Origin of the sequence: Streptomyces sp. NBC_00683 (assembly GCF_036226745.1) — a bacterium.
In the GTDB taxonomy this organism is placed as follows: domain Bacteria; phylum Actinomycetota; class Actinomycetes; order Streptomycetales; family Streptomycetaceae; genus Streptomyces.
In genome coordinates this window covers 5,881,756-5,900,947 of sequence record NZ_CP109013.1, presented here as the reverse complement: position 1 = coordinate 5,900,947, position 19,192 = coordinate 5,881,756, and the positions used below count along the sequence as shown (strand labels likewise).

Sequence of the window (19,192 nt, the reverse complement as noted above, 5' to 3'; positions counted from 1 at the left end):
TTGTCAAGGTCGTGTCAAAATTCCGCGCCCGTGCCCCGTGCAGCCATCTCCAGCCCGATTCCCCCGGCACCGGAGGCGGTTGCCCCTAGGCTCGGAACGTGATCTCTCTTCTGCCTGCGCTGCACGAGACATCCGGCCCCACGGCTTCCCGGGAAGCCGTCCGGTTCGGCGAACACGTCCTGACCTACGCACAGCTGGCCGGCGCGTCCACCTCCCTCGCGGGCCGGATCGCCGGCGCGGGGCGGGTCGCCGTCTGGGCCACGTCCACCCCGGAGACGGTGGTCGCGGTGGTGGCGGCGTTGCTGGCGGGCGTGCCCGCCGTACCGCTCAACCCGAAGACGGGTGAGCGGGAACTGGCGCACATCGTCGCCGACAGCGCGCCCTCGGTGGTGCTCGCCGGGGCGGCCGACGTACTTCCGCCCTCGCTGGGCGGCCTGGAGCGGCTGGACGTCGACACGGCCGCGGCGGCCACGGACCCGCCTCCGCCCGAACCCTCCCCCGGATCGCCCGCTCTGATCGTCTACACCTCCGGCACGACGGGCCCGCCCAAGGGCGCGATCCTGCCCCGCAGGGCGATCGCCGCGTCGCTGGACGCACTGGAGGACGCCTGGCGGTGGACCGCTGACGACGTCCTCGTGCACGCCCTGCCGCTGTTCCATGTGCACGGACTGATCCTGGGCGTCCTCGGGCCGCTGCGCCGGGGCGGTTCGGTGCGCCACCTCGGCCGGTTCACCACCGAGGGCGTGGCCAGGGAGCTCGCCTCGGGCGGCACGATGCTGTTCGGCGTCCCCACCATGTACCACCGGCTGGCCGGGGCTCTGGGCGATCCGGCCGGCTCCGGGAGCCTGACCAAGGCCCTCGCGGGTGCCCGTCTGCTGGTTTCGGGCTCGGCGGCGCTGCCGGTGCACGACCACGAGCGGATCGCCGCCGCGACCGGCCGCCGGGTCATCGAGCGGTACGGAATGACGGAGACCCTGATGAACACGGGGGTGCGCGCCGACGGTGAGCCGCGCCCCGGGACGGTCGGGCCGCCGCTGTCGGGCGTGGACCTCAGGCTCGTCGAGGAGGACGGCACCGTACTCGACGACACCGTGTCGATCGGCGAGATCCAGGTACGCGGACCGAACCTCTTCACCGGCTATCTCAACCGGCCCGAGGCGACGGCCGGCGCCTTCACCGAGGACGGCTGGTTCCGTACGGGCGACATGGCCACGATCGACGCCGACGGCTATGTGCGGATCGTCGGGCGCAAGGCCACCGACCTGATCAAGAGCGGCGGCTACAAGATCGGCGCGGGCGAGATCGAGAACGCCCTGCTGGACCATCCAGGGGTGCGCGAGGCGGCCGTCACGGGTGAGCCGGACGACGACCTCGGCGAGCGGATCGTCGCCTGGGTCGTGCCGGCCGACCCTGAATCACCGCCCGGCGAGAGGGAGCTGGCCGACCATGTGGCGGACCTGCTCGCCCCGCACAAGCGCCCGCGCGCCGTCCGCTACCTGGACGTCCTGCCCCGCAACGAGCTGGGCAAGATCATGAAGAGGTCGCTCGGTGCCTAGCGCCCACGGCGGCGGCCGTATGTCGGCGCGGGAGGCCATCGCCGCCGTCACCGCGAGCTTCACCGAGCACCACCTGCCGATGGACCAGGCCCCTTCGGACGGCCCGCTCGGCTGGACCGGTTACGCGGACTCCCGGGCCCGCGCCACGGAACGGACCGGCGAGGAGGAGTCGGTACTCCACGGGGTGGCCGTCGTCGACGGCCTCTCCTGCGTCCTGATCTCCTTCGAATTCGGCTTCCTGGGCGGCTCCTTGGGCGCACGCACCGGTGACCGCCTGGAGGCCGCGTACGCGCTGGCCCGCGAACAGCGGCTGCCGCTCGTCTCGCTCGTCGCGACCGGTGGCAGCCGGATGCAGGAGGGCATGATCGCCCTGGTCCAGCTCCAGCGGGTGGCCGCCGCCTCGGCACTGCTGCGGGCGGCCGGACTGCCGCAGATCGCGGTCCTGCGCGATCCGACGACCGGAGGCGGCTGGGCGACGGTGGGGGCGGGCGCCGATGTGGTGCTGGCGCTGCCCGGTGCGCAGATCGGCTTCGCCGGGTCCCGGGTGCGGCCGGCCGGCGCCGATCCGTACGCGTACAGCGCCGAGGGCCAGCTGGCCGCGGGTCAGATCGACGCGATCGTGCCTCCCGGGGAACTGCCCCGGACCTTGAGCCACTGGCTGCGGGCACTGACGGTCCCCGGTCCGGCGCAGGCGGCTCCGGTACCGGCCGCGCTCGCGGCCACGGGGCTGCCGGGGACCGGCTGGGACGCGGTGGAGCAGGCCCGCTCGGCGGCGCGGCCGCGGGCCGAGGCGTATCTGGACGCGTACTTCGACCACCGGCTGCCGCTGAACGGCGACCGCTGCGGCGGTACGGATCCGGGGCTGCTCGGCGGTGTGGGGCTCCGCGGCGGGCAACCCGTGGCGTACGTCGCCCAGTGCGGCACCGCGACCCGGCCGGCCGGCTACCGCACGGCGGCGCGGGTGATCCGGCTCGCGGACCGGCTCGGCCTTCCCGTGCTGACCCTGATCGACACCCCCGGCGCGGCCAACGACGCGGAGGCGGAACGGACGGGCGCCGGCGCGGCCATCGCCGACGCGTTCGCGGCGATCGCCTCCGCCCGGGTCCCGGTGACGACTCTCGTGATCGGCGAGGGGGGCTCGGGCGGTGCGCTCGCGCTGGCCGCGCCGGACAACACCCATGTCACCGCGGACAGCTACTTCTCGGTGATCGCACCGGAGCTGGCGGCGGCGATCCTGAAGCGCGGCCCGGACCAGGTGCGTTCCACCGCCGACCAGCTCCGGCTGCGCCCGCAGGACCTGGTGGAGCTGGGCATCGCCCGCTCGGTCGTGGGCCGGGCCGGGCCGGCGGGGAGCTGAGTCACGTACGGCGCCGGGAGCGTCCGTTGTCCGATGTGACGGGCGATCAAATTTGGTCACTGAACTGTCATCTCTGTGCAAACTTTGTGAGCGATCAGCCCATCCTCGCCCTGATGAGAGATCAAATACCCTAAATATTTTCGCTAGTTGCGTCATGAACATGGCGCTAATGTCATCCGCGGACGCCGGGGGGATCACGGGCGTCCGCCGCCCCTGGGGCGGTTCACGGGGGAAGGCTACGTGCGGTGCACCGCCGCCCGACGCGAGATGCGCGCCAACGGCGGGCCGACGCGGCGGGAGGGCATGCGCCGCGCCCCACCGCACCGGTGGGGCAGGGCCGGCTCCCGCGACGGCTGGTCCGCTCACCGCCGGTCCGGGGTCCTGCTGGCGCAGCGCACGGGGCCGGCTCGCCTTTCAGGAGAAGTACGTGAAGACCGCAGTAACCCGTTTCGCCACCGTGTCCGCAGCCACCGTGGCCCTCTGCCTCATTCCGCTGGCAGGCACCTCGTACGCGGCCAGTTGTAGCGGCGCCGGCTGTGACAACCAGGGGCCCAGAGCGACGGCGTGCGAGACGGCCGACGTGGCCACCCAGCGCACCATCACCAACAACGGCCGCAAGGCCGAACTGCGCTGGTCGTTCGGCTGCCAGGCCGCGTGGGTCCGGGTCACCGACGACTCGAGCAACTCCATCTACAACTCGTTCGGCTACATCGAGAAGTACGACTCGGCCGGCAAGCTCCTCCGCTCGCTGAACGTCGAGATCCCGCACGGCGGCAGCGACTGGTCCAACATGCTCGGCGGTTCCAGCTACTACTACCGTGTCTGCGTCAAGTTCCAGGGCAACGAGTACCCGATGACCTGCAGCACCAAGTTCTGACCGGCACCCCGGCCCAGGGTCTTTCGTCCGGATCCGGTCGATCCGGACGAGAGCCCCGGCTCCGGCACCCCGGCGGGCTCTCGGCCGACCGGTGAGTACCCCCGGTCGGGCCTTCTCCCCGATCGCCCCTTCCGCGCGAGCGGCTCCACACCCGTGTGCCCTGCACCAGGGTGTCCGCGGCCTGCCTGGGCTAGGGCTGCGGGTCCCGGGCGTCGTACCTCGCGAAGGCGCGCCAGCGCAGCCCCAGCAGGCAGACCACCAGCACGCACGCGATCCCGCCCCCGGTCACCGCCAGGGCAGGTGAGGTCAGGTCGGCGACGGAGCCGGCCAGCAGGTCGCCGAGTCGTGGCCCGCCCGCCACGACCACGATGAACACGCCCTGCAGCCGTCCCCGCATCTCGTCGGGCACCGCCGCCTGGAGCATGGTGTTGCGGAAGACCATCGAGATGGAGTCCGCACACCCGGCGAGGGCCAGGAGGATCAGCCCGAGCCAGAGCTGCCGGGTCAGCCCGAACACGGCGATGGCCATGCCCCAGCAGGCCACGGAGACGAGCACCGCCAGCCCGTGCCGGCGGATCTGCCCCAGCCACCCGGAGAACACACTCCCCAGGAGGGCCCCCAGCGCCGGGGCGGCGACCAGCAGACCGGTGGTCTTCGCGTCGCCGCCGAACCAGACCACGGCGACCACCGGGAACAGGGCGCGCGGCTGGGCGAGCACCATGGCGCTCAGGTCGGTGAAGAAGGTCATCCGCAGATTGGGCCGGGTACCGAGGAAGCGGAGCCCGTCCGCGACGGACGCCCGCTTGGCTCCCTTTTCGCCTTCCGCCCGGTCGGGAAGCATCGAGGGCAGGCGCCACATCGCGTACAGCGAGGCCGTGAACGTGAGCGCGTCGATGGTGTACGCGGCGCGGTAGCCCCACCAGCCGACGATGAGGCCGCCGAGCATCGGCCCGACCAGTCCGCCCGTGGTGGAGGTCATGGCGTTGAGCGCGTTGGCGGAGGGCAGCTGCTCGGCCGGCAGCAGCCGGGCGATCATGGAGCTGCGGGCCGGGGAGTTGAGGGCGAAGCACACGGACTGGAGGGCGACCACCGCGTAGAGCAGTCCTACGTGTTCCACGCCGGCAAAGGTCACGGCGGCCAGTCCGACGGAGAGCGCGAACGACCCGGCCGCGCTGAGGAGGCCCAGCTTGCGCCGGTCGACGGTGTCCGCGACGGCCCCGCTGTACAGGCCGAGCAGCACCAGCGGGACCAGTGAACACAGGCCGATGAGTCCGACGGAGAACGCGGACCCCGTGATGTCGTAGACCTGGAGCGAGACAGCCAGCGCCGTCATGCCCTGCCCGATCCAGGAGACAGTGTTCCCGAACCACAGCCGCCGGTAGTCCGGCGAGCTCCGCAGGGGGGTCAGGTCGGCGAGTATGCGCGTGCGGGGTACAGGTTGTTCGGCCGTTTCGGTCACAAGGGATGGTAGCCACCGGCCTGTCCCGGTGTGTCACGGGCAAGCCCCGGACCGGCCGGAGCGACGTGCGGGCCACGAGCGCGACGAAGTGTCCGGGCGCCCCGGGGAAAACGCCACACCATGTCACCCCCGGAGCACCGTGCGCCCCGGCTAGCGTCGCCGCATGACTCACAGCCTCGTCGTCCACGTGCCCGACACCGAGCTCGAACCCGAGCCGCTCTCCCCCGCGCAGATACTCTCCGGCACACCGGAGGTGACCGGCAAGGTCGTCTGGGAGTCGGTGGACGGCCGCCGGTTGCGGGGCGTCTGGCAGATCACTCCGGGGATCGTCACCGACACCGAGGAGGACGAGATGTTCGTCGTACTCAGCGGTTCGGCCACCATCGAGGTGGAGGGCGGGCCGACACTGACGGTCGGCCCGGGAGACCTCGCCGTACTGCACAAGGGCGACCGCACGACCTGGACGGTGCACGAGACGCTGCGCAAGGCGTACGCGATCGACCTCGGGGAGGGCGGGACGCCGTCGTTCTGAGGGCTGTCCGTGGTCAGGGCCCCGCCGTGGTGCGGCCGGCCGGGTGAGCCCTCGCCCGGCCGGCGGCGGACGGTCAGCCCTCCTCGCGCAGGCCCCACGGCGACCCGTACTCGGTGAGCAGGTCGAGGAAGGGACGGGGCGGCAGGGCTTCGGGGCCCAGGATGCCGCTGCCCGACCAGGCCCCGCTCGCGACGAGTTCGAGGGCGACGACGGGGTTGACGGCCGTCTGCCACACCACGGCCTGGGATCCGTACTCGCGCATCGACCACTGGTTGTCGACGACGTGGTAGAGGTAGACCTCACGCGGCGAACCGTCCTTGGTGCCCTTGACCCAGGTGCCCGCGCAGGTCTTGCCGGTCATGCGGTCGCCCAGGGTGGCCGGGTCGGGCAGACAGGCCGCGACCACGTCACGCGGGGAGACCTCCACGGGTCCGGTCGCCGAGGGGACGGTGACCTTCTTGGTGGAGTCCAGGCCCAGTTCGTGCAGAGTCTTCAGTTTGGCGATGAAGTCGTCGCCGAGGCCGTACTTGAACGTGACCCGGCGGGCGTCGATCCAGCGCGGGATGAGCAGGACCTCCTCGTGCTCGACGTTGACGCACTCCACCGGGCCGATGCCCTCGGGGAAGTCGAACACCTCCGGTTCGCTGAAGGGGGCGGTGGTGAACCAGCCGCGGTCCTTCTCGTAGACCACCGGCGGATTGAGGCACTCCTCGATGGTCGTCCAGATGCTGAAGGACGGGGCGAAGTCGTAGCCCTCGACCGCCAGGTCGGCTCCGTCGCGGACGCCGATCTCCTCGATCTCGTCGAAGAGTTCGTCCGCCGCGTAGCGGGCGAAGACGTCCGAGAGGCCCGGCTCCACGCCCATGCCGACCAGGGCCAGCCGTCCGGAACGCTCCCAGGCGTCAGCCTGTTCGAACTGTGCGTCGCCGAGCTTCACGCCGCACCGCTCGTACGGAAGGGTCGCGTGCGGTGCGGACAGGGACATGGCCATGTCGAGATAGTGCGTGCCGGCCGCGCGCGCCGCGTTGAACAGCGGCATCACGAACCTCGGGTCGGTCGCGTTGAGCAGGGCGTCGCAGTTCTCCTCGGCGAGCACCTGCCGTACCGCGTCCTCGTCGGAGGCGTCCAGGCGCCTCGCGCTGAACCGGTCGCCGTGTTCCCGGAGCGCGCCGACGGCCGCCTCCGCACGTGCGAGGTCGTAGTCCGCGACGACCATGTGGCTCAGGAATTCGCGGCGGGCCGCGATCCGGGTGACGGCCGTGCCCACGCCGCCCGCTCCCACGAGAAGTACTCGCATCTCACACACCTTTCGGTTGCCGGAAACAGATGTCTCCGGCGCTGGGCACGATGCAACGGGACAGCCGGGGGTAAGGTCAACGGCGTTGGCATAAGGGTCCCGGGGTGCGGCGAGCAGGGAGAGTCGGCGTGGCGAAGCACGTGGTGCCGGAGGCGGAACGGCGCAGGCGCAGGCCGACGCGGCAGGGCACGGTGCTGTCCGAGAAGATCATCGTGCAGACCGCGCTGCGGATGCTGCGCGAGCACGGAAGCACCGGGCTGACGGCCCGCAGACTGGGCACGGCCCTGGGCGCCGACCCCAGCACCCTCTACCGGTACTTCGCCGGCCTGGACGATCTGACCAGGGCCATCGGCGAGGAGCTGATGGGCCAGGCGCTGGACACCTGGACGGCCACCGGGGACTGGCGGTCCGACCTGCGATCCCTCGGCCGGGCCATCCACGCCTCCTATCTCGCCCACCCGCAGGCCGCCGTGCTGACCGCCAGCCGGGTCACCGGCCGTCCGCGGGAGATCGCCGTGGACGAGACGATCCTCGGGATCCTGCGCGGCGCGGGCTTCCCGGACGCGGACGCGGTCGTCGTCTACCACGCGTTCATCGACCTGAGTCTGGCGTTCGCCGCTCTGGACGCCGGGTCACTGGCGCTGACGGACGAGGCCCGCGCGGCGGACGAGGAGATGTGGGATTCCACCTACGCCGAGCTGTCGGCCGACACCCACCCGCACATCGCCGCCACCGCGCGGCTCCTGGCCGGGCGGATGACGCAGAGCGCCTACCCCGTGGTCCTCGAGACGCTGCTGAACAGCGCGGCCGGGCAGCTCACGCGGATCCGCGACCAGGGGAACCCCCGTGCCGCGGACGAACCGCGGCACTGACGGAGCGGGAGAACCGATCGGCTGGTCCCCATGCGGGTCCACGACTCATCCCGGCCGGCGCAGAGAGCACCCTTCTCCGACGCCTGAGGAACGCCTGCCCGACTCGCGCCGACCGCGCCGAGAGAGCGAATTGTCACCCTCGGTGACGGCGACGACCTGCGTCTCGACCGCTGCCGTCCGACTGCGCACACACCGCACGCTCGGATGCGCTGTCGATCGGCTCACCACCCTGCTGCAGGTCGCCGGCGAACAGACCGGACCCGTCCGGACGAATGAAGACATTCGAGCCGCGTCGCTCCCGGAGCCTCCACGAGATGCGCACAACCACTGTTCAAGGATCCGACTCCGCCCCACGTGAACATCTTGGCGAGTTGCTAGTTTGACCTGAAGCCGAGGCGCCCACCGGGCGCGACGGGACGGGACAGGTACGCGGGGGACGGGTTGTCCATGGCATGGGACGAGTGGGAGCAGCTGAAGGCGGACGCTGCCGAGCGGCAGTCGACCGGGATGCGATTGAACCAGCTCGACCCCGGGGGCGGCGGCTCCGCGGCTCTGCCCGCACAGACGGGCGACCTCAAGGTGGACCACAGCGATCTGGCGAAGATCGGCAGCCAGGCGCACGAACTGTACGACGACCTCTGGAACAAGGCCCGGGTGGCCATTCCCAGCAGTGACAAGGCCGCCGGTGACCTGAGCGGTCAGGGCTTCGCGCTGGGCGGCGGGCTGAAGCACGTGTCGAACCGGTGGGACGAGCAGCTGAAGTCGCTCATGGACGCGTGCGCCCACATCTCCAACCACATGCAGGTCACCAAGAAGGTGCACGCCGGTGACGAGCACTACATCCAGCGGCAGGTGAGCAGCATCGAGGCCCTGGATGCCGGATTCGACGAGCGGGTCGGCGAGGCGGGCAAGAAGAACCCGGCGTACGAGCCCAAGAAGTAGCGGCGCGACCACAGACGTACAGGAGAAACGACACCTCATGGATCTCGACGCGCTGCGCTTCGCGAACTTCACGACGCTCGACGGAGCTGTATCCGACTGGGGCCTGCTCGTACGGCACCTCGTGGATCTGAAGAAGCAGGCCGAGGACGGGCTGCACAAGGCCGCCAACTCGGCGAACTGGGCCGGCTTGAACGCTCAGGTCACCAAGGAGTTCGTCGGCAAGACCGCCGGCGAGTTCGCCGATGCCCACACGCAGGCCAACACCATTCACAAGATCCTCAGCGACACCCGGGACGAGCTGCGGCAGTACAAGAAGGATCTCGAGGCCGCCATCAGCCGCGGGAACAAGAAGAATCTGACCGTCACCAGCACCGGCGGGGGCGGTTTCACCGTCACCATGAACATCCACCCGGACCGGGCCGCGAAGGGCACGTCCGTGCCGGAGCACAGCGAGAGCGATGTCACCGCGCTGCGCGACGAGGTGCAGGGGATCCTCAAGAAGGCCTCGGAGAGCGACGATTCGGCGAGCAAGGTACTGACGGCGATAGCCGACCAGGCCAAGATGGGCTTCTCGGACGCCAACTACAAAGATCGCGACTCCGCGGCGGAGGCCGTCCAGGCGGCGGAGGACCTCGCCAAGATCGCGGCGAAGAACCCCAAGGACCTCACACCCGCCGAGTTCGACAAGATCAACGACGGTCTGACCAAGTACAAGGACGACCCGCTGTTCGCCGAGCGGTTCGCCACGCAGCTCGGCCCCAAGAAGACCCTCGAGTTCTGGCAGGGCATCAACGACCCCGCCGTGAACCCGAACGTCGGCCGCGAACGGCTCGACAAGCTCGACGACCTCCAGCGCAATCTCGGTCTGACGCTCGCCACCGCCACACAGAGCGACTCCGCCGACATGACGAGCTGGAAGGGGAACATGGTCAAGCTCGGCGACCAGCCCATCGGCCGGGACGGCGGCGGCCCCATGGGCTTCCAGGTCATGAGCAACCTGATGCGGACCGGCGACTACGACGACCAGTTCCTCAAGAGCTACGGCACCAAGCTCATGGAGACGGAACGCAGGCTCACCGGCAACGGCGAGCACGCCAACATGGCGTGGCAGCACATGGGCATGGACCCGTGGCTCAACCGGATCGGTGACGACAGCGGCGACGACCCGCTGACCGGTTACCTCAAGGGGCTCTCCAACAGCCCGGACGCGGCCACCGACTTCTTCAACGAGGGGTACGTCTCCAAGGAGGACTCCCCCTTCGAGCGCGACACGGACGACAACGGCAAGAAGGGGAAGGTTCCGCTCTCCAACTTCGAGTACCTGTTCGAAGAGCGGGAGTGGCCGCAGGAGAGCAACCTCAAGGGCGACGACGACAACACCGGCCGCAACAACCTGGCCCTCGCCCTGGAGGCCGCGACGACCGGGCACCCGGCGGGCGAGCTGCCGACCGCGGACACTCCGGCCCACAACGACGAGCAGACCAAGCTGTTCGAGTCCATCGTGTCCTCCGTCTCTGACGACAACGAGCGGCTCACGAAGCACAGTTACATGTCCGACAGCATCGGGCAGATCACCTCGGAGTACCTGCCGGACATCAACCGGGCGATGACCGACGACCAGGACGAGGACACGAACAAGCTGTTCCCCGTCGCCGGTAGTTCCGCCACGCTCAACCACCGCGACGTGAACGCCCTGTTGGTGACCGTCGGACAGAATCCCGAGGGGTACGCGGCCGTGGAGGTGGCCAACAAGGCGTACATGGCCAATCTCATGGACTACCACATGAACCCGGACCTGCCGGCCGACGCCCGCTACTCGAACGACACGCAGTTCGCCATCGAGCAGGTCGCGCACGGATCGGGCGAGGTGTCCGGCACGCTGGCCATCGGCCGCCAGGAGGCGGTCGCCGGCCCCGCCGAGGAGTCCGACAAGAAGTTCGACCAGTCCGTGGGGCAGTGGAAGAACGCCATCTCCGGAGGCATCGGCACGGGCATCGGCGTCGGCACGTCGTTCATCGCCAGCCCGATCGGGGGCGCGGTGGCCGGCGGCGTGGCGGAAACGGCGAGCAGCATGGTCCTCGAAGCCCTCTTCAAGGACGCCGAGGGGCACGCCAAGGACGACGCGGGCGGCGTCATGGGCGAGAAGTGGGAGAGCGGCCTCGACCAGAACGCGGGGTACACCGAGAAGGCCGTGGAGAACGCGGCGAAGGCGCACCACCGCGACGACCTGATGGACGAGAGCATCGACGAGAAGGCACGCGCGGCCGCCCAGGAGGGGTACCGGGCCGCGGGTACGAACACCGACTTCATGTCCCCTCACTTGAAGACGGACATCTGATCGCATGTCCGGGGACGGCGCCCGCCGCGTCGTCCCCGTCCGACCTCCGAAAGGCTTCTCGCGTTGTCTGTCCGCGGATCTCTCCGGCGTCACCGGTTCATCGGCACGGCCGTCTCCCTGTCGGCCACCGTCATCCTCGCCTCAAGCCTGTCGGCGTGCTCCGGCGACAGCGACGACTCGGCCGAGAAGACGTACACCGTGCCCGCGTCACTGTGCGGGGTCGCCGTCGACCCCTCGCTGGTGAAGGCCTTGCTGCCCGGCGGGGATTCCGTCTCGTCGGCACCCTCGAAGCCGAACGGCGGGACGGCCCGCTGCGACGTGTCCGTGGACGACAAAGCGGCCCTGCGCCTCACTCAGACATGGTGGGGGGCACGGGAGAGCGCGACGACGGTCGCGCAGGGATACGCCGACACGGACGACGGGACGGTGTCGGACGACGGCCGCTTCCTCTACGCCGGGAAAGCCGGCGTCGGCAAGACTGCTTCCTGCACGTCTTCGGAGCACCCGGATCAGGACCTCTACGCGGTGGTCCAGGTCCTCGGCTCCGACATCGACGACCAGGCGGCCATGAAGAGTCTGATCACCGACTACACCAAGGCGGTCGAGCGGTCGGCGGCCTGTCGGTGACCTTGCAAGGACCGGCTGACCGCTGACTCCGGCTACCGGCCGGGCCTCCCCTCGGGCTGCCGGGCCTCGAGGGGAGGGGCGAGCCCGGCTCGGGCGACTTCAAGCCGCTTTGGCCATCAGGCAGCAGACTCACGTCCACGGCCTTCGTCGATGCTTGGCCGGAAAGCGCTCATCGCGGTGGGGCGGAGGACCGTCGCGGGCAGACTGGCCGGGCATGCATGGGGGAGCGAGCTGAGGGGGCGTCAGGGATGGGCCTACGGTGGGCGCGCGGCGGTGGTTCGGTGACGGCGTATCACATCAAGCGTCTGCCGACCGGGACTCTGCCCGAGGACGGTGTCGACGCCTGGTCCGTGACCGGGGACGGTGTCGCCTCCCGGTCCATGTCCCGAGGCGGCGTCGCCACCTGGCCCGTGGCCGACGCCGAACGGTGGCGGAGGGCGGCGGTCCCGGCCGTTCTCGCCCCGGCCGTGGGCGGCTGGGCACTGGCCGTCCTGGTGGCGGCGGCGTACGTCCTGCTGTTCGGGCTCTCGTCCGCGTCCGCGGCCTGGCACAGCGGGCCCGGGGATGGGACGGACTGGCTGAGGTATCCGGGTCTGATCCTGCTGACCGCCCTGCCGCTCTGGTATCGGTACGTTCCGTTCGCGGCCGTACCGGCGGCCGTGTTCGTCGCTGTGGAAGCGGTTCTGACTCTGGCCCGGCCCGGCGACGTGGACCATCCGGCGACGGCCGGGTGGCTGGTCGTCCTCGCCGCCTGCGCCCTCGCGTTCGGGGGAAGCTGCCTGCGGCTGCGGGCCCGACGCCGACAGCGGTCCCTGGCCCTCGCCGCTGCGGGAGAGCGCCGCTTCCCGCTGCCCGAAGGCACCCCGGAATCGGACGGCCACCGCGGCCACCAGCAGGTCTACCTCGGGCTGGCGCTCTGTCTGGTCGCCGCGGCCATCCTCACCGACGGCCTGTTCGGGGAACCGACCATGTCCGGCGTCGCCTACGACGCCGTCGGGCAGCAGGGCATCGGACTGGTGCTCCTCATAGCCGGTTCGACCTTCTACGGCCGGGGCCAGCTCGCCCACCGGGCGGCCTGGCGGCTGTCCGGGGAGCCCCAGCCCGCCCTGATCGTGGGCGTGCGCGCCGGGGCGGACGGACGCCACTGGGTGTGCGCGGACGCCCTCACCCGCTCGGCAGCCCCCCTGATCGCGTACGTTCCCCGCATGAGCGACACCCGCGCCAGGACGCGGCTCCTCGGCAGCAGCTCGGCGTACGGGGTGGGGAACGGGCACCACGACATCGACCCGAAGCACGAGCCCTTCGAAGCGGTCCTGTACGGCACCCCCGCGGAGGGCGACGAAGTCGTCCTCGAATACGCCTGCGCCGAGTACCACCGCCACCAGGAGATGGGGCGGATGTACGCGACCGTGACCACTGCCCCGCTCCGCCCGGACCGCCGCCACGGGCTGGGCCCGTGGGAACCGGCGGACGGCCCTGCCCGGCAGCGTGAGCGGCTCCGCGAGGGCCGGGAGAGAGCGGAGCGCCACCGGGAGGCGGAGCGCGAGGCGGAGGAGCGCCGCAGGAACCCACCACCGCGCGGCTCGTCGACCCGGGGGCGCGGGAACGACTCCGGCAACCGGCACAACGGGGGCGGCTGCGGCTCCAGTTGCGGGTCCAGTTGCGGGTCGGGTTGCGGCGGCGACTGAGTCCCGTCAGCCATCAACAGCTTGCCGTCAACAGCCAGTTGTCAGTGGCCGGGCGTCGACAGCGGGTTCTTTCGGAACGGTTCACCCTCGGGCGAACGGACAGAGCCGGTCACCTGCCCGCCGGTCCGGAGAGTCGTCCTTGAGCGTGCGCAGGTCCCAAGTGCGGAAGTGCAGGTTCCGGGGCGGGGCGAAGGCTTCGAGGGGCCAGGGCGGTCACTCCGACACCCGTCAGAGACTCGAGCCGGCAGCCACAAGCCCCGCACGAAGGGGCCGATGTCGCATCGCCCGGCGCCGGCGTCTCGTCACCTTCCGCTCAGCCCTGAGTCCTGCACCGCTTGCGCGAGCGCCCGGACAAGGTCCGTCTCCCCGGCCGTGGGCCAGATGAGGACCCAGGTTCCCATCGGGGCGTCGTACGGATGCAGGTACCGGAGACCGGGCCACTGGTAGCAGTCGGCGGCGTCGCCGTGGACGAGGCAGATCGCCTCACCTGCCGCGACGACGGCGGCGACTTCCTGGATCGTGGAGACCTTGGGCCCGCGCCGGATCGGCCGGCCGCCGGGGGTGTGGGTGGGCACGAGCGTCTGCTGCCAGTACTCGGGGATGGGTGCTGCGGAGTACGGCAGGGGCCAGTCCGCCAGGTCCTCCATGCTGACCTTGCTGCGGGCGGTAAGAGGATGATCGGCGGCCACCATGAGGACCAGGCGCTTGGTCGCGATCACTGGACCAACGGTGAGATCCGGCTCACGGACCGGCAGCCAGGAGGTCGCCACCTGGACCGAGCCGTTCCGGAGGGGGCCGAAGGGGTCCGAGAAGTTGATCTCCTGGACGCGGAGCCGGACCTCGGGGTGCCGGGCCTGGAAGAGGCCGATGACGTGCGGGTAGTAGTGCACCTGGGGCCCGTGCAGACCGATGGTCAGCGTGCTCGTGGTGCCCCGGGCAGCAGCGGTGGCCGCGCGGGTGCCGTCGAGTATCTGCTGATAACCCGCACCGAGGTCTTGCCGCAGCTGAGCTCCGATGGCGGTGAGCTCGACCTTGCGGCTGCTCCGGGCGAAGAGGCGCGCGCCGATCCGTCGCTCCTGCTTGGCGATCGACTGGCTCACTCGCGCCTGTGACACGTGCAGCCGGTCTGCGGTCCGGCCGAAGTGCAGTTCCTCGGCCAGAGTCAGGAAGATCTCGATGTCTCGTAGTTCCATCACGTGCCCCCAGCCTCCACCGATAACTCCGGGGTTATCAGACCATGTTCAGTCGGGGGTTGTTCGCCCGTATCCCGCGCCGCATCGTGGGTCACGTCCTCTCCGAGGACGCCCATCGGTACTCAGCGCAGGCGCGCAGGGAGATGACGTGCTCACACCGCTCGCATACGGAGAAGGGGCTCGTGGACAGTCGCACGCTGACCGATTTCATGTCCTGACGTCCGTCGGCCGATGAGTGTCGAAATCTGGTGGCACTGTCTGGACTGATGCCCCTGGCGTCGAAGGTGTCACGGTCAAGAGTCTGACGGGCCGGTACCGGCCAGGCCTGTACGGCTGATCGAAGGTCCGCCGCAGGGACTCCACCGCAGCGCTCATTGGGTTCCCTGCGATGCCCCAGGCCCTGCTGCTGGGCTGCTACGGCCGCCACACCCTCACCACCCCGCCCACCACGGACCAGCCACCGGTGAGCGCAATCAACGTAAGGATCACCGCAATGAAGAAGCGCATGGCGCTTTCCAGCGCCGCCTGTGCGGCCGTTCTGGCCGTACTCCCCCTGGCCGGCACCGCCTCCGCGGCCGGGTACACCGTGACGCACACGTCCGGGCCGCACACCGGCGACAAGTGCACCTGGAGCAACAGCTGTGCCGGCTCGGCGTCGTTCGTCCATGACGGCGACCACCTGCTGGTCTGGGACAACGTTGGTGACGGGCACTCCGTGGTGGTGGAGTACGAGCGCTCCGATGTAGGCGGCAGCGACTACATACGCGACTGGAACCACTACAGCAAGTACACCAGGCTCGACATCGACATGGACATCCCCGAGGACGGATGGATCACCTACCGGGTCTGCCTGGGCGACTACGGCAGTCGCAGCGTCCTGAGGGACACCTGCTCCTCCTTCTTCTGGGAATCCGCCGACTGATCACCGCGCCATGACCGTCATGCAGCCGGGCTGATGCCGCCTGAGAACACCTCGAGCCCGGACTCTTCCCGCTCACGGCGGTGAACGGGTCCGGGCCCGTTCACGTTGATGAGCAGCTTGCCCTCACAGGCGCACCGACTCCCGTCCCGACCCTGCCCTGTTTCTCGCCCAGCGTCATCTGCTGCCGCTGGAGGCGATCGTGACCGTTCGCGGCACCAGCGAAAGCGCCGATGAGCTCTGGGGCGACCCGGTGCCCTTTGCCGTCGCCGACTACGCGGTCGCGCCGTGGGACGGCCTTGCCGTCGAACTGGGCGGCTTGCTCGTCATTCGCTGAATTCCTGAACGCTCTCGCGGAGGGGCTCACGCGAGGCACCGGTCCGTTGACGGCCACGGCTACGCCTGGGCTCCACGAAAGCGCCTTGGTGTGGGGGGCCGCTGCCGGGGGACCGCTCCCTGACGTTGTGGCCGGCGTCCGGCTCCCGTTCAACGAGCACGCGCGGCGCTGCCGAGGGCACGCCCTGCAAGGGCGACTCGAGGCGGCGCCACATGCAGGGCATCGAGATCCGCCTCGGTGAGGTCCCGATGGGGATCTCCTGCGGGTCTTGCCCGGCGGCGGACCGAAGTCGACGGACCGGCCGCACGAGGCGGCCTGTCGGCCGTGCGTCGGGATGCCGTATCCGGGTGAGCCCGGCGTGGGAATCGCCCAGTTATGTGGCTATCCGCGTGAACCGGTTCGCGTTCGATGCCGGCGAAGAGTCAGGCGCGTGCGTCCCGTTGCTGCACTTCCTTGAGGACCGCCGCCACTGTGGCAAAGTCGTTGTCCACGTGGAGCACCGTGTGACCGTGATGGACCGCTGTCGCACACACCAGGAGGTCGATGGCTCCAGCGGCGCGGTGCTGCGCCCGCAGGGTGAGCTTGTACTGCGCGGTGTCGCACAAAACCCCAGGTCAAGGCCGCACAAGGCTCGCCTTGAAGTGCGAGGCCTCACGTTCGCCGCATCTCCGGGCAGCGTCCGCTGCACGGAAAACGCCCCAGAAAAACGCGTTTCCCCAGGTCAGAACGTTTCTGCCTGGGGATGCTGGGTGGGGCGGGTGGGACTCGAACCCACGGCCGACGGATTATGAGTCCGCTGCTCTAACCGGCTGAGCTACCGCCCCGTTTCGGCGTGGCGCGTACATGTGTGCGCACCGTCTGCCGCAGCATAGCCGGTCATACGATCTCCTGCTGCGGATGGTCGGCTTCGCATGACCATGAAGACCGCGCTGCGTGCTGCCCGGTTCCGGCCGGTGCGAAATCGCCCCGAAAGAGTCGTCGGGAGGGCTTCGGCGGGCATACGAAAGAGGACCCCGAGGGGTCCTCTTCCTTACCGCTCCCCCGACTGGACTCGAACCAGTAACCCTCCGGTTAACAGCCGAATGCTCTGCCAATTGAGCTACAGGGGATCGCGCTCCCCCGACTGGACTCGAACCAGTAACCTGCCGGTTAACAGCCGGCTGCTCTGCCAATTGAGCTACAGGGGATTGCTGCGTTGCATCGAATCGTACCTACCTGGCGGCTGCCGAGCGGCGCGCGTTCGCTGCGACACATACATTAGCGCAAGCAGGGGGGTGCTCCGCCAATCGGTATGGCCCGGGGTGATCTCGGGTGCGCGCGGGTAGGCGGCCAGCACACGTCCCACAGAGCGAAGGAAGGGTGGCAGCCATGCGGTACCGGCTCACGTTCATCGCCGGAGTGGCCCTCGGTTACGTGCTCGGCACGCGAGCCGGCCGCGAGCGCTACGAGCAGCTGAAGAAGTCCGCGCAGCGGTTCGCCGAGAATCCCGCCGTGCGCAACGCGGCGGAGTCCGCCGCGACCGGTGGCCGGGAGTTCGCGGGCAAGGCCTACCACTCGGTGAGCGAGAAGGTGGGGGACAAGGTGCCGGTCTCCGTCTCCGACCGGGTGCGTTCGCTGCGGGAGCGCAGTGGCCACAACGGTCACAGCGGCAGCGACGACTGGGGCACGACGAACACCTGACCCGGCCCGTTACCGGGTGCCGAGTGGCGCCCGGTACGGCAAAGCTCCGCCGGTGCGGCAGAATCTGTGTATGGGCATAGTCGCCGGCTTGGACAGTTCATCCGCCTTCACTCACATCGTCGTCTGCGACGCGGACTCGGGTGCGGTGCTGCGGCAGGGGTACGCCGCGCACCCCATCGAGGCCAAGGCCTCCGAGGTGGATCCGCAGGCATGGCTGCTCTCACTCGGTGAGGCGGCTTCCGGCGGTCTGCTCGAAGGCGTGCAGGCCATCGGCGTGTGCGCGCAGCAGCACGGTCTGGTGCCGCTGGACCGCCAGGGCAATCTCGTACGTCCGGCGCTGCTCGGGAACGACCGGCGGGCGCAGGTCGCCGCGGCCGATCTGATCGACGGACTGGGCGGCCGGCAGGCCTGGGCCGAGGCCGTCGGGTCCGTCCCGCAGGCCGCGCAGCCCGTGGCGAAGCTGCGCTGGCTGGCCCGGACCGAGCCGGAGAACGCGCAGCGCGTCGCCGCCGTGGTGCAGCCGCACGACTGGCTGGTGTGGCAGCTGCTCGGCCGGCCCAACCGCCGGACCACCGACCGCGGTGCCGCGTCCGGCACGGGCTACTGGTCGGCGGGCTCCGGCTCCTACCGTCCCGATCTCGTGGAACTGGCCCTCGGCCACCAGGCCGCACTGCCCGAGGTGCTCGGTCCGTCGGACGCCGCGGGTACGACACCCGAGGGGCTGCTGATCTCGGCGGGCACCGGCGAGACGATGGGCGCGGCGTTCGGGCTCGGGGTCGCCGCCGGTGACGCCGTGGTGTCGCTGGGCGCCTCGGGTTCGGTGATGGCCGTGCACCACGAGGCGCTGGCCGATCCGAGCGGAATGATCACCTCCTTCGCCGACGCGACCGGCATGCACCTGCCGGTGGTCCACACGTCGAACGCGGTACGTGCGCTGCGCGGCACGGCCGAGATGCTGGGCCTGGCCGATCTGGACGAGCTGTCCGCGCTGGCCCTGAAGTCGACACCGGGTTCCTCGGGGCTCGTGCTGCTCCCGTACCTGGAGGGCGAGCGCACCCCGCAGCTGCCGCACACCGCGGGAACGCTGAGCGGGCTGCGGCGCGAGTCGATGAAGCCGGAGCATCTGGCGCGGGCGTCCTTCGAGGGAATGCTGTGCTCCCTGGCCGACGCGCTGGATGTGCTGCGAGGCCGGGGCGTGGAGGTGCGGCGCGTGTTCCTGCTGGGTGCGGCGGCGGAGCTGCCGGCCGTGCAGGCGCTGGCCCCCGCGGTGTTCGGTACGCAGGTCGTCGTGCCGCAGCCCGCCCAGTACGCGGCGCTGGGTGCCGCCCGGCAGGCGGCGTGGGCGCTCGGGGTCTCCCGGGGGTCCCTCGACCCGCGTACTCCCCCGGCCTGGCAGGGTGCGGCGGCGCAGGTGCTGGAGCCGGGCGAGGAGCTGGCGGTCGGCCGGGCCGTGCGCCAGCAGTACCGGGCGACCCGGGACCAGGTGCATCCGGGGGCGTTCGGCGGCGCCGTCTGAGG

At 70.4% G+C, this 19,192-nt stretch carries 16 protein-coding genes, 3 tRNA genes and 1 pseudogene; 13 read left to right on the top strand and 7 right to left on the bottom strand.

Features of this window, described 5'->3' with window-relative positions; genetic code table 11:
* Nucleotides 1-98: 98 nt before the first annotated feature.
* The 3 genes from OG257_RS26255 (at nt 99) to OG257_RS26245 (ending at nt 3,790) form a co-directional block, all read left to right on the top strand.
* Nucleotides 99-1,556, top strand: coding sequence for an acyl-CoA synthetase (locus OG257_RS26255; protein ID WP_329211332.1), 1,458 nt, complete (start codon nt 99-101; stop codon nt 1,554-1,556).
* Nucleotides 1,557-1,575: 19 nt separating this feature from the next.
* Nucleotides 1,576-2,913: a carboxyl transferase domain-containing protein gene (locus OG257_RS26250; RefSeq protein WP_329215356.1), complete on the top strand. Its 1,338-nt coding sequence runs from the start codon at nt 1,576-1,578 to the stop codon at nt 2,911-2,913.
* 427 nt (nt 2,914-3,340) lie between these two features.
* A complete protein-coding gene (locus OG257_RS26245) occupies nt 3,341-3,790 on the top strand; it encodes a DUF2690 domain-containing protein (protein WP_329211331.1) in 450 nt (149 codons plus the stop codon).
* A 190-nt stretch (nt 3,791-3,980) separates the two neighbouring features.
* Here the strand turns inward: OG257_RS26245 and OG257_RS26240 are convergent, their stop codons facing one another.
* Complete coding sequence (locus OG257_RS26240) at nt 3,981-5,249, bottom strand: MFS transporter (RefSeq protein ID WP_329211329.1); 1,269 nt, start codon at nt 5,247-5,249, stop codon at nt 3,981-3,983.
* Nucleotides 5,250-5,412: 163 nt separating this feature from the next.
* Between OG257_RS26240 and OG257_RS26235 the strand changes: the two genes are divergently transcribed.
* Nucleotides 5,413-5,781, top strand: coding sequence for a cupin domain-containing protein (locus tag OG257_RS26235; protein ID WP_329211326.1), 369 nt, complete (start codon nt 5,413-5,415; stop codon nt 5,779-5,781).
* 73 nt (nt 5,782-5,854) lie between these two features.
* Here OG257_RS26235 and OG257_RS26230 read toward each other — a convergent pair whose 3' ends face one another.
* Nucleotides 5,855-7,078 (bottom strand): saccharopine dehydrogenase family protein, encoded by a 1,224-nt coding sequence (locus OG257_RS26230; RefSeq protein ID WP_329211324.1) that lies wholly within the window; start codon nt 7,076-7,078, stop codon nt 5,855-5,857.
* A 128-nt stretch (nt 7,079-7,206) separates the two neighbouring features.
* Here OG257_RS26230 and OG257_RS26225 point away from each other — a divergent pair, with 128 nt between their 5' ends.
* The 5 genes from OG257_RS26225 (at nt 7,207) to OG257_RS26205 (ending at nt 13,545) form a co-directional block, all read left to right on the top strand.
* Entirely contained in the window at nt 7,207-7,950 is a 744-nt protein-coding gene (locus OG257_RS26225) for a TetR/AcrR family transcriptional regulator (RefSeq protein ID WP_329211322.1), read from the top strand.
* A 447-nt stretch (nt 7,951-8,397) separates the two neighbouring features.
* Complete coding sequence (locus OG257_RS26220) at nt 8,398-8,892, top strand: hypothetical protein (protein WP_329211320.1); 495 nt, start codon at nt 8,398-8,400, stop codon at nt 8,890-8,892.
* Nucleotides 8,893-8,929: 37 nt separating this feature from the next.
* Nucleotides 8,930-11,230, top strand: a complete 2,301-nt coding sequence (locus OG257_RS26215) for a hypothetical protein (RefSeq protein WP_329211318.1) — start codon at nt 8,930-8,932, stop codon at nt 11,228-11,230.
* Between the two features lie 63 nt (nt 11,231-11,293).
* Complete coding sequence (locus OG257_RS26210) at nt 11,294-11,857, top strand: hypothetical protein (RefSeq protein WP_329211316.1); 564 nt, start codon at nt 11,294-11,296, stop codon at nt 11,855-11,857.
* Between the two features lie 281 nt (nt 11,858-12,138).
* A complete protein-coding gene (locus OG257_RS26205) occupies nt 12,139-13,545 on the top strand; it encodes a hypothetical protein (protein ID WP_329211314.1) in 1,407 nt (468 codons plus the stop codon).
* 302 nt (nt 13,546-13,847) lie between these two features.
* Here OG257_RS26205 and OG257_RS26200 read toward each other — a convergent pair whose 3' ends face one another.
* Entirely contained in the window at nt 13,848-14,738 is an 891-nt protein-coding gene (locus OG257_RS26200; protein WP_329215354.1) for a LysR family transcriptional regulator, read from the bottom strand.
* 388 nt (nt 14,739-15,126) lie between these two features.
* Between OG257_RS26200 and OG257_RS26195 the strand changes: the two genes are divergently transcribed.
* Both OG257_RS26195 and OG257_RS26190 read left to right on the top strand, forming a co-directional pair.
* Complete coding sequence (locus tag OG257_RS26195; RefSeq protein ID WP_329211312.1) at nt 15,127-15,660, top strand: hypothetical protein; 534 nt, start codon at nt 15,127-15,129, stop codon at nt 15,658-15,660.
* 199 nt (nt 15,661-15,859) lie between these two features.
* Nucleotides 15,860-15,994 (top strand): hypothetical protein, encoded by a 135-nt coding sequence (locus OG257_RS26190; RefSeq protein WP_329211310.1) that lies wholly within the window; start codon nt 15,860-15,862, stop codon nt 15,992-15,994.
* 422 nt (nt 15,995-16,416) lie between these two features.
* Here OG257_RS26190 and OG257_RS26185 read toward each other — a convergent pair.
* The 4 genes and pseudogenes from OG257_RS26185 to OG257_RS26170 all read right to left on the bottom strand — a co-directional run.
* A pseudogene (locus OG257_RS26185) lies at nt 16,417-16,593 on the bottom strand (VapC toxin family PIN domain ribonuclease); the annotation flags it as partial.
* A gap of 151 nt (nt 16,594-16,744) precedes the next feature.
* Nucleotides 16,745-16,818, bottom strand: a tRNA-Ile gene (locus tag OG257_RS26180).
* Nucleotides 16,819-17,030: 212 nt separating this feature from the next.
* A tRNA-Asn gene (locus OG257_RS26175) sits at nt 17,031-17,103 on the bottom strand.
* A 5-nt stretch (nt 17,104-17,108) separates the two neighbouring features.
* Nucleotides 17,109-17,181: transfer RNA gene (locus tag OG257_RS26170), tRNA-Asn, on the bottom strand.
* 181 nt (nt 17,182-17,362) lie between these two features.
* On the opposite strand from OG257_RS26170, the gene OG257_RS26165 reads away from it, so the two are divergent.
* Both OG257_RS26165 and OG257_RS26160 read left to right on the top strand, forming a co-directional pair.
* Nucleotides 17,363-17,674 (top strand): YtxH domain-containing protein, encoded by a 312-nt coding sequence (locus OG257_RS26165; protein WP_329211308.1) that lies wholly within the window; start codon nt 17,363-17,365, stop codon nt 17,672-17,674.
* Between the two features lie 70 nt (nt 17,675-17,744).
* Nucleotides 17,745-19,190: an FGGY family carbohydrate kinase gene (locus OG257_RS26160; protein ID WP_329211306.1), complete on the top strand. Its 1,446-nt coding sequence runs from the start codon at nt 17,745-17,747 to the stop codon at nt 19,188-19,190.
* The last annotated feature ends 2 nt before the right edge of the window (nt 19,191-19,192 follow it).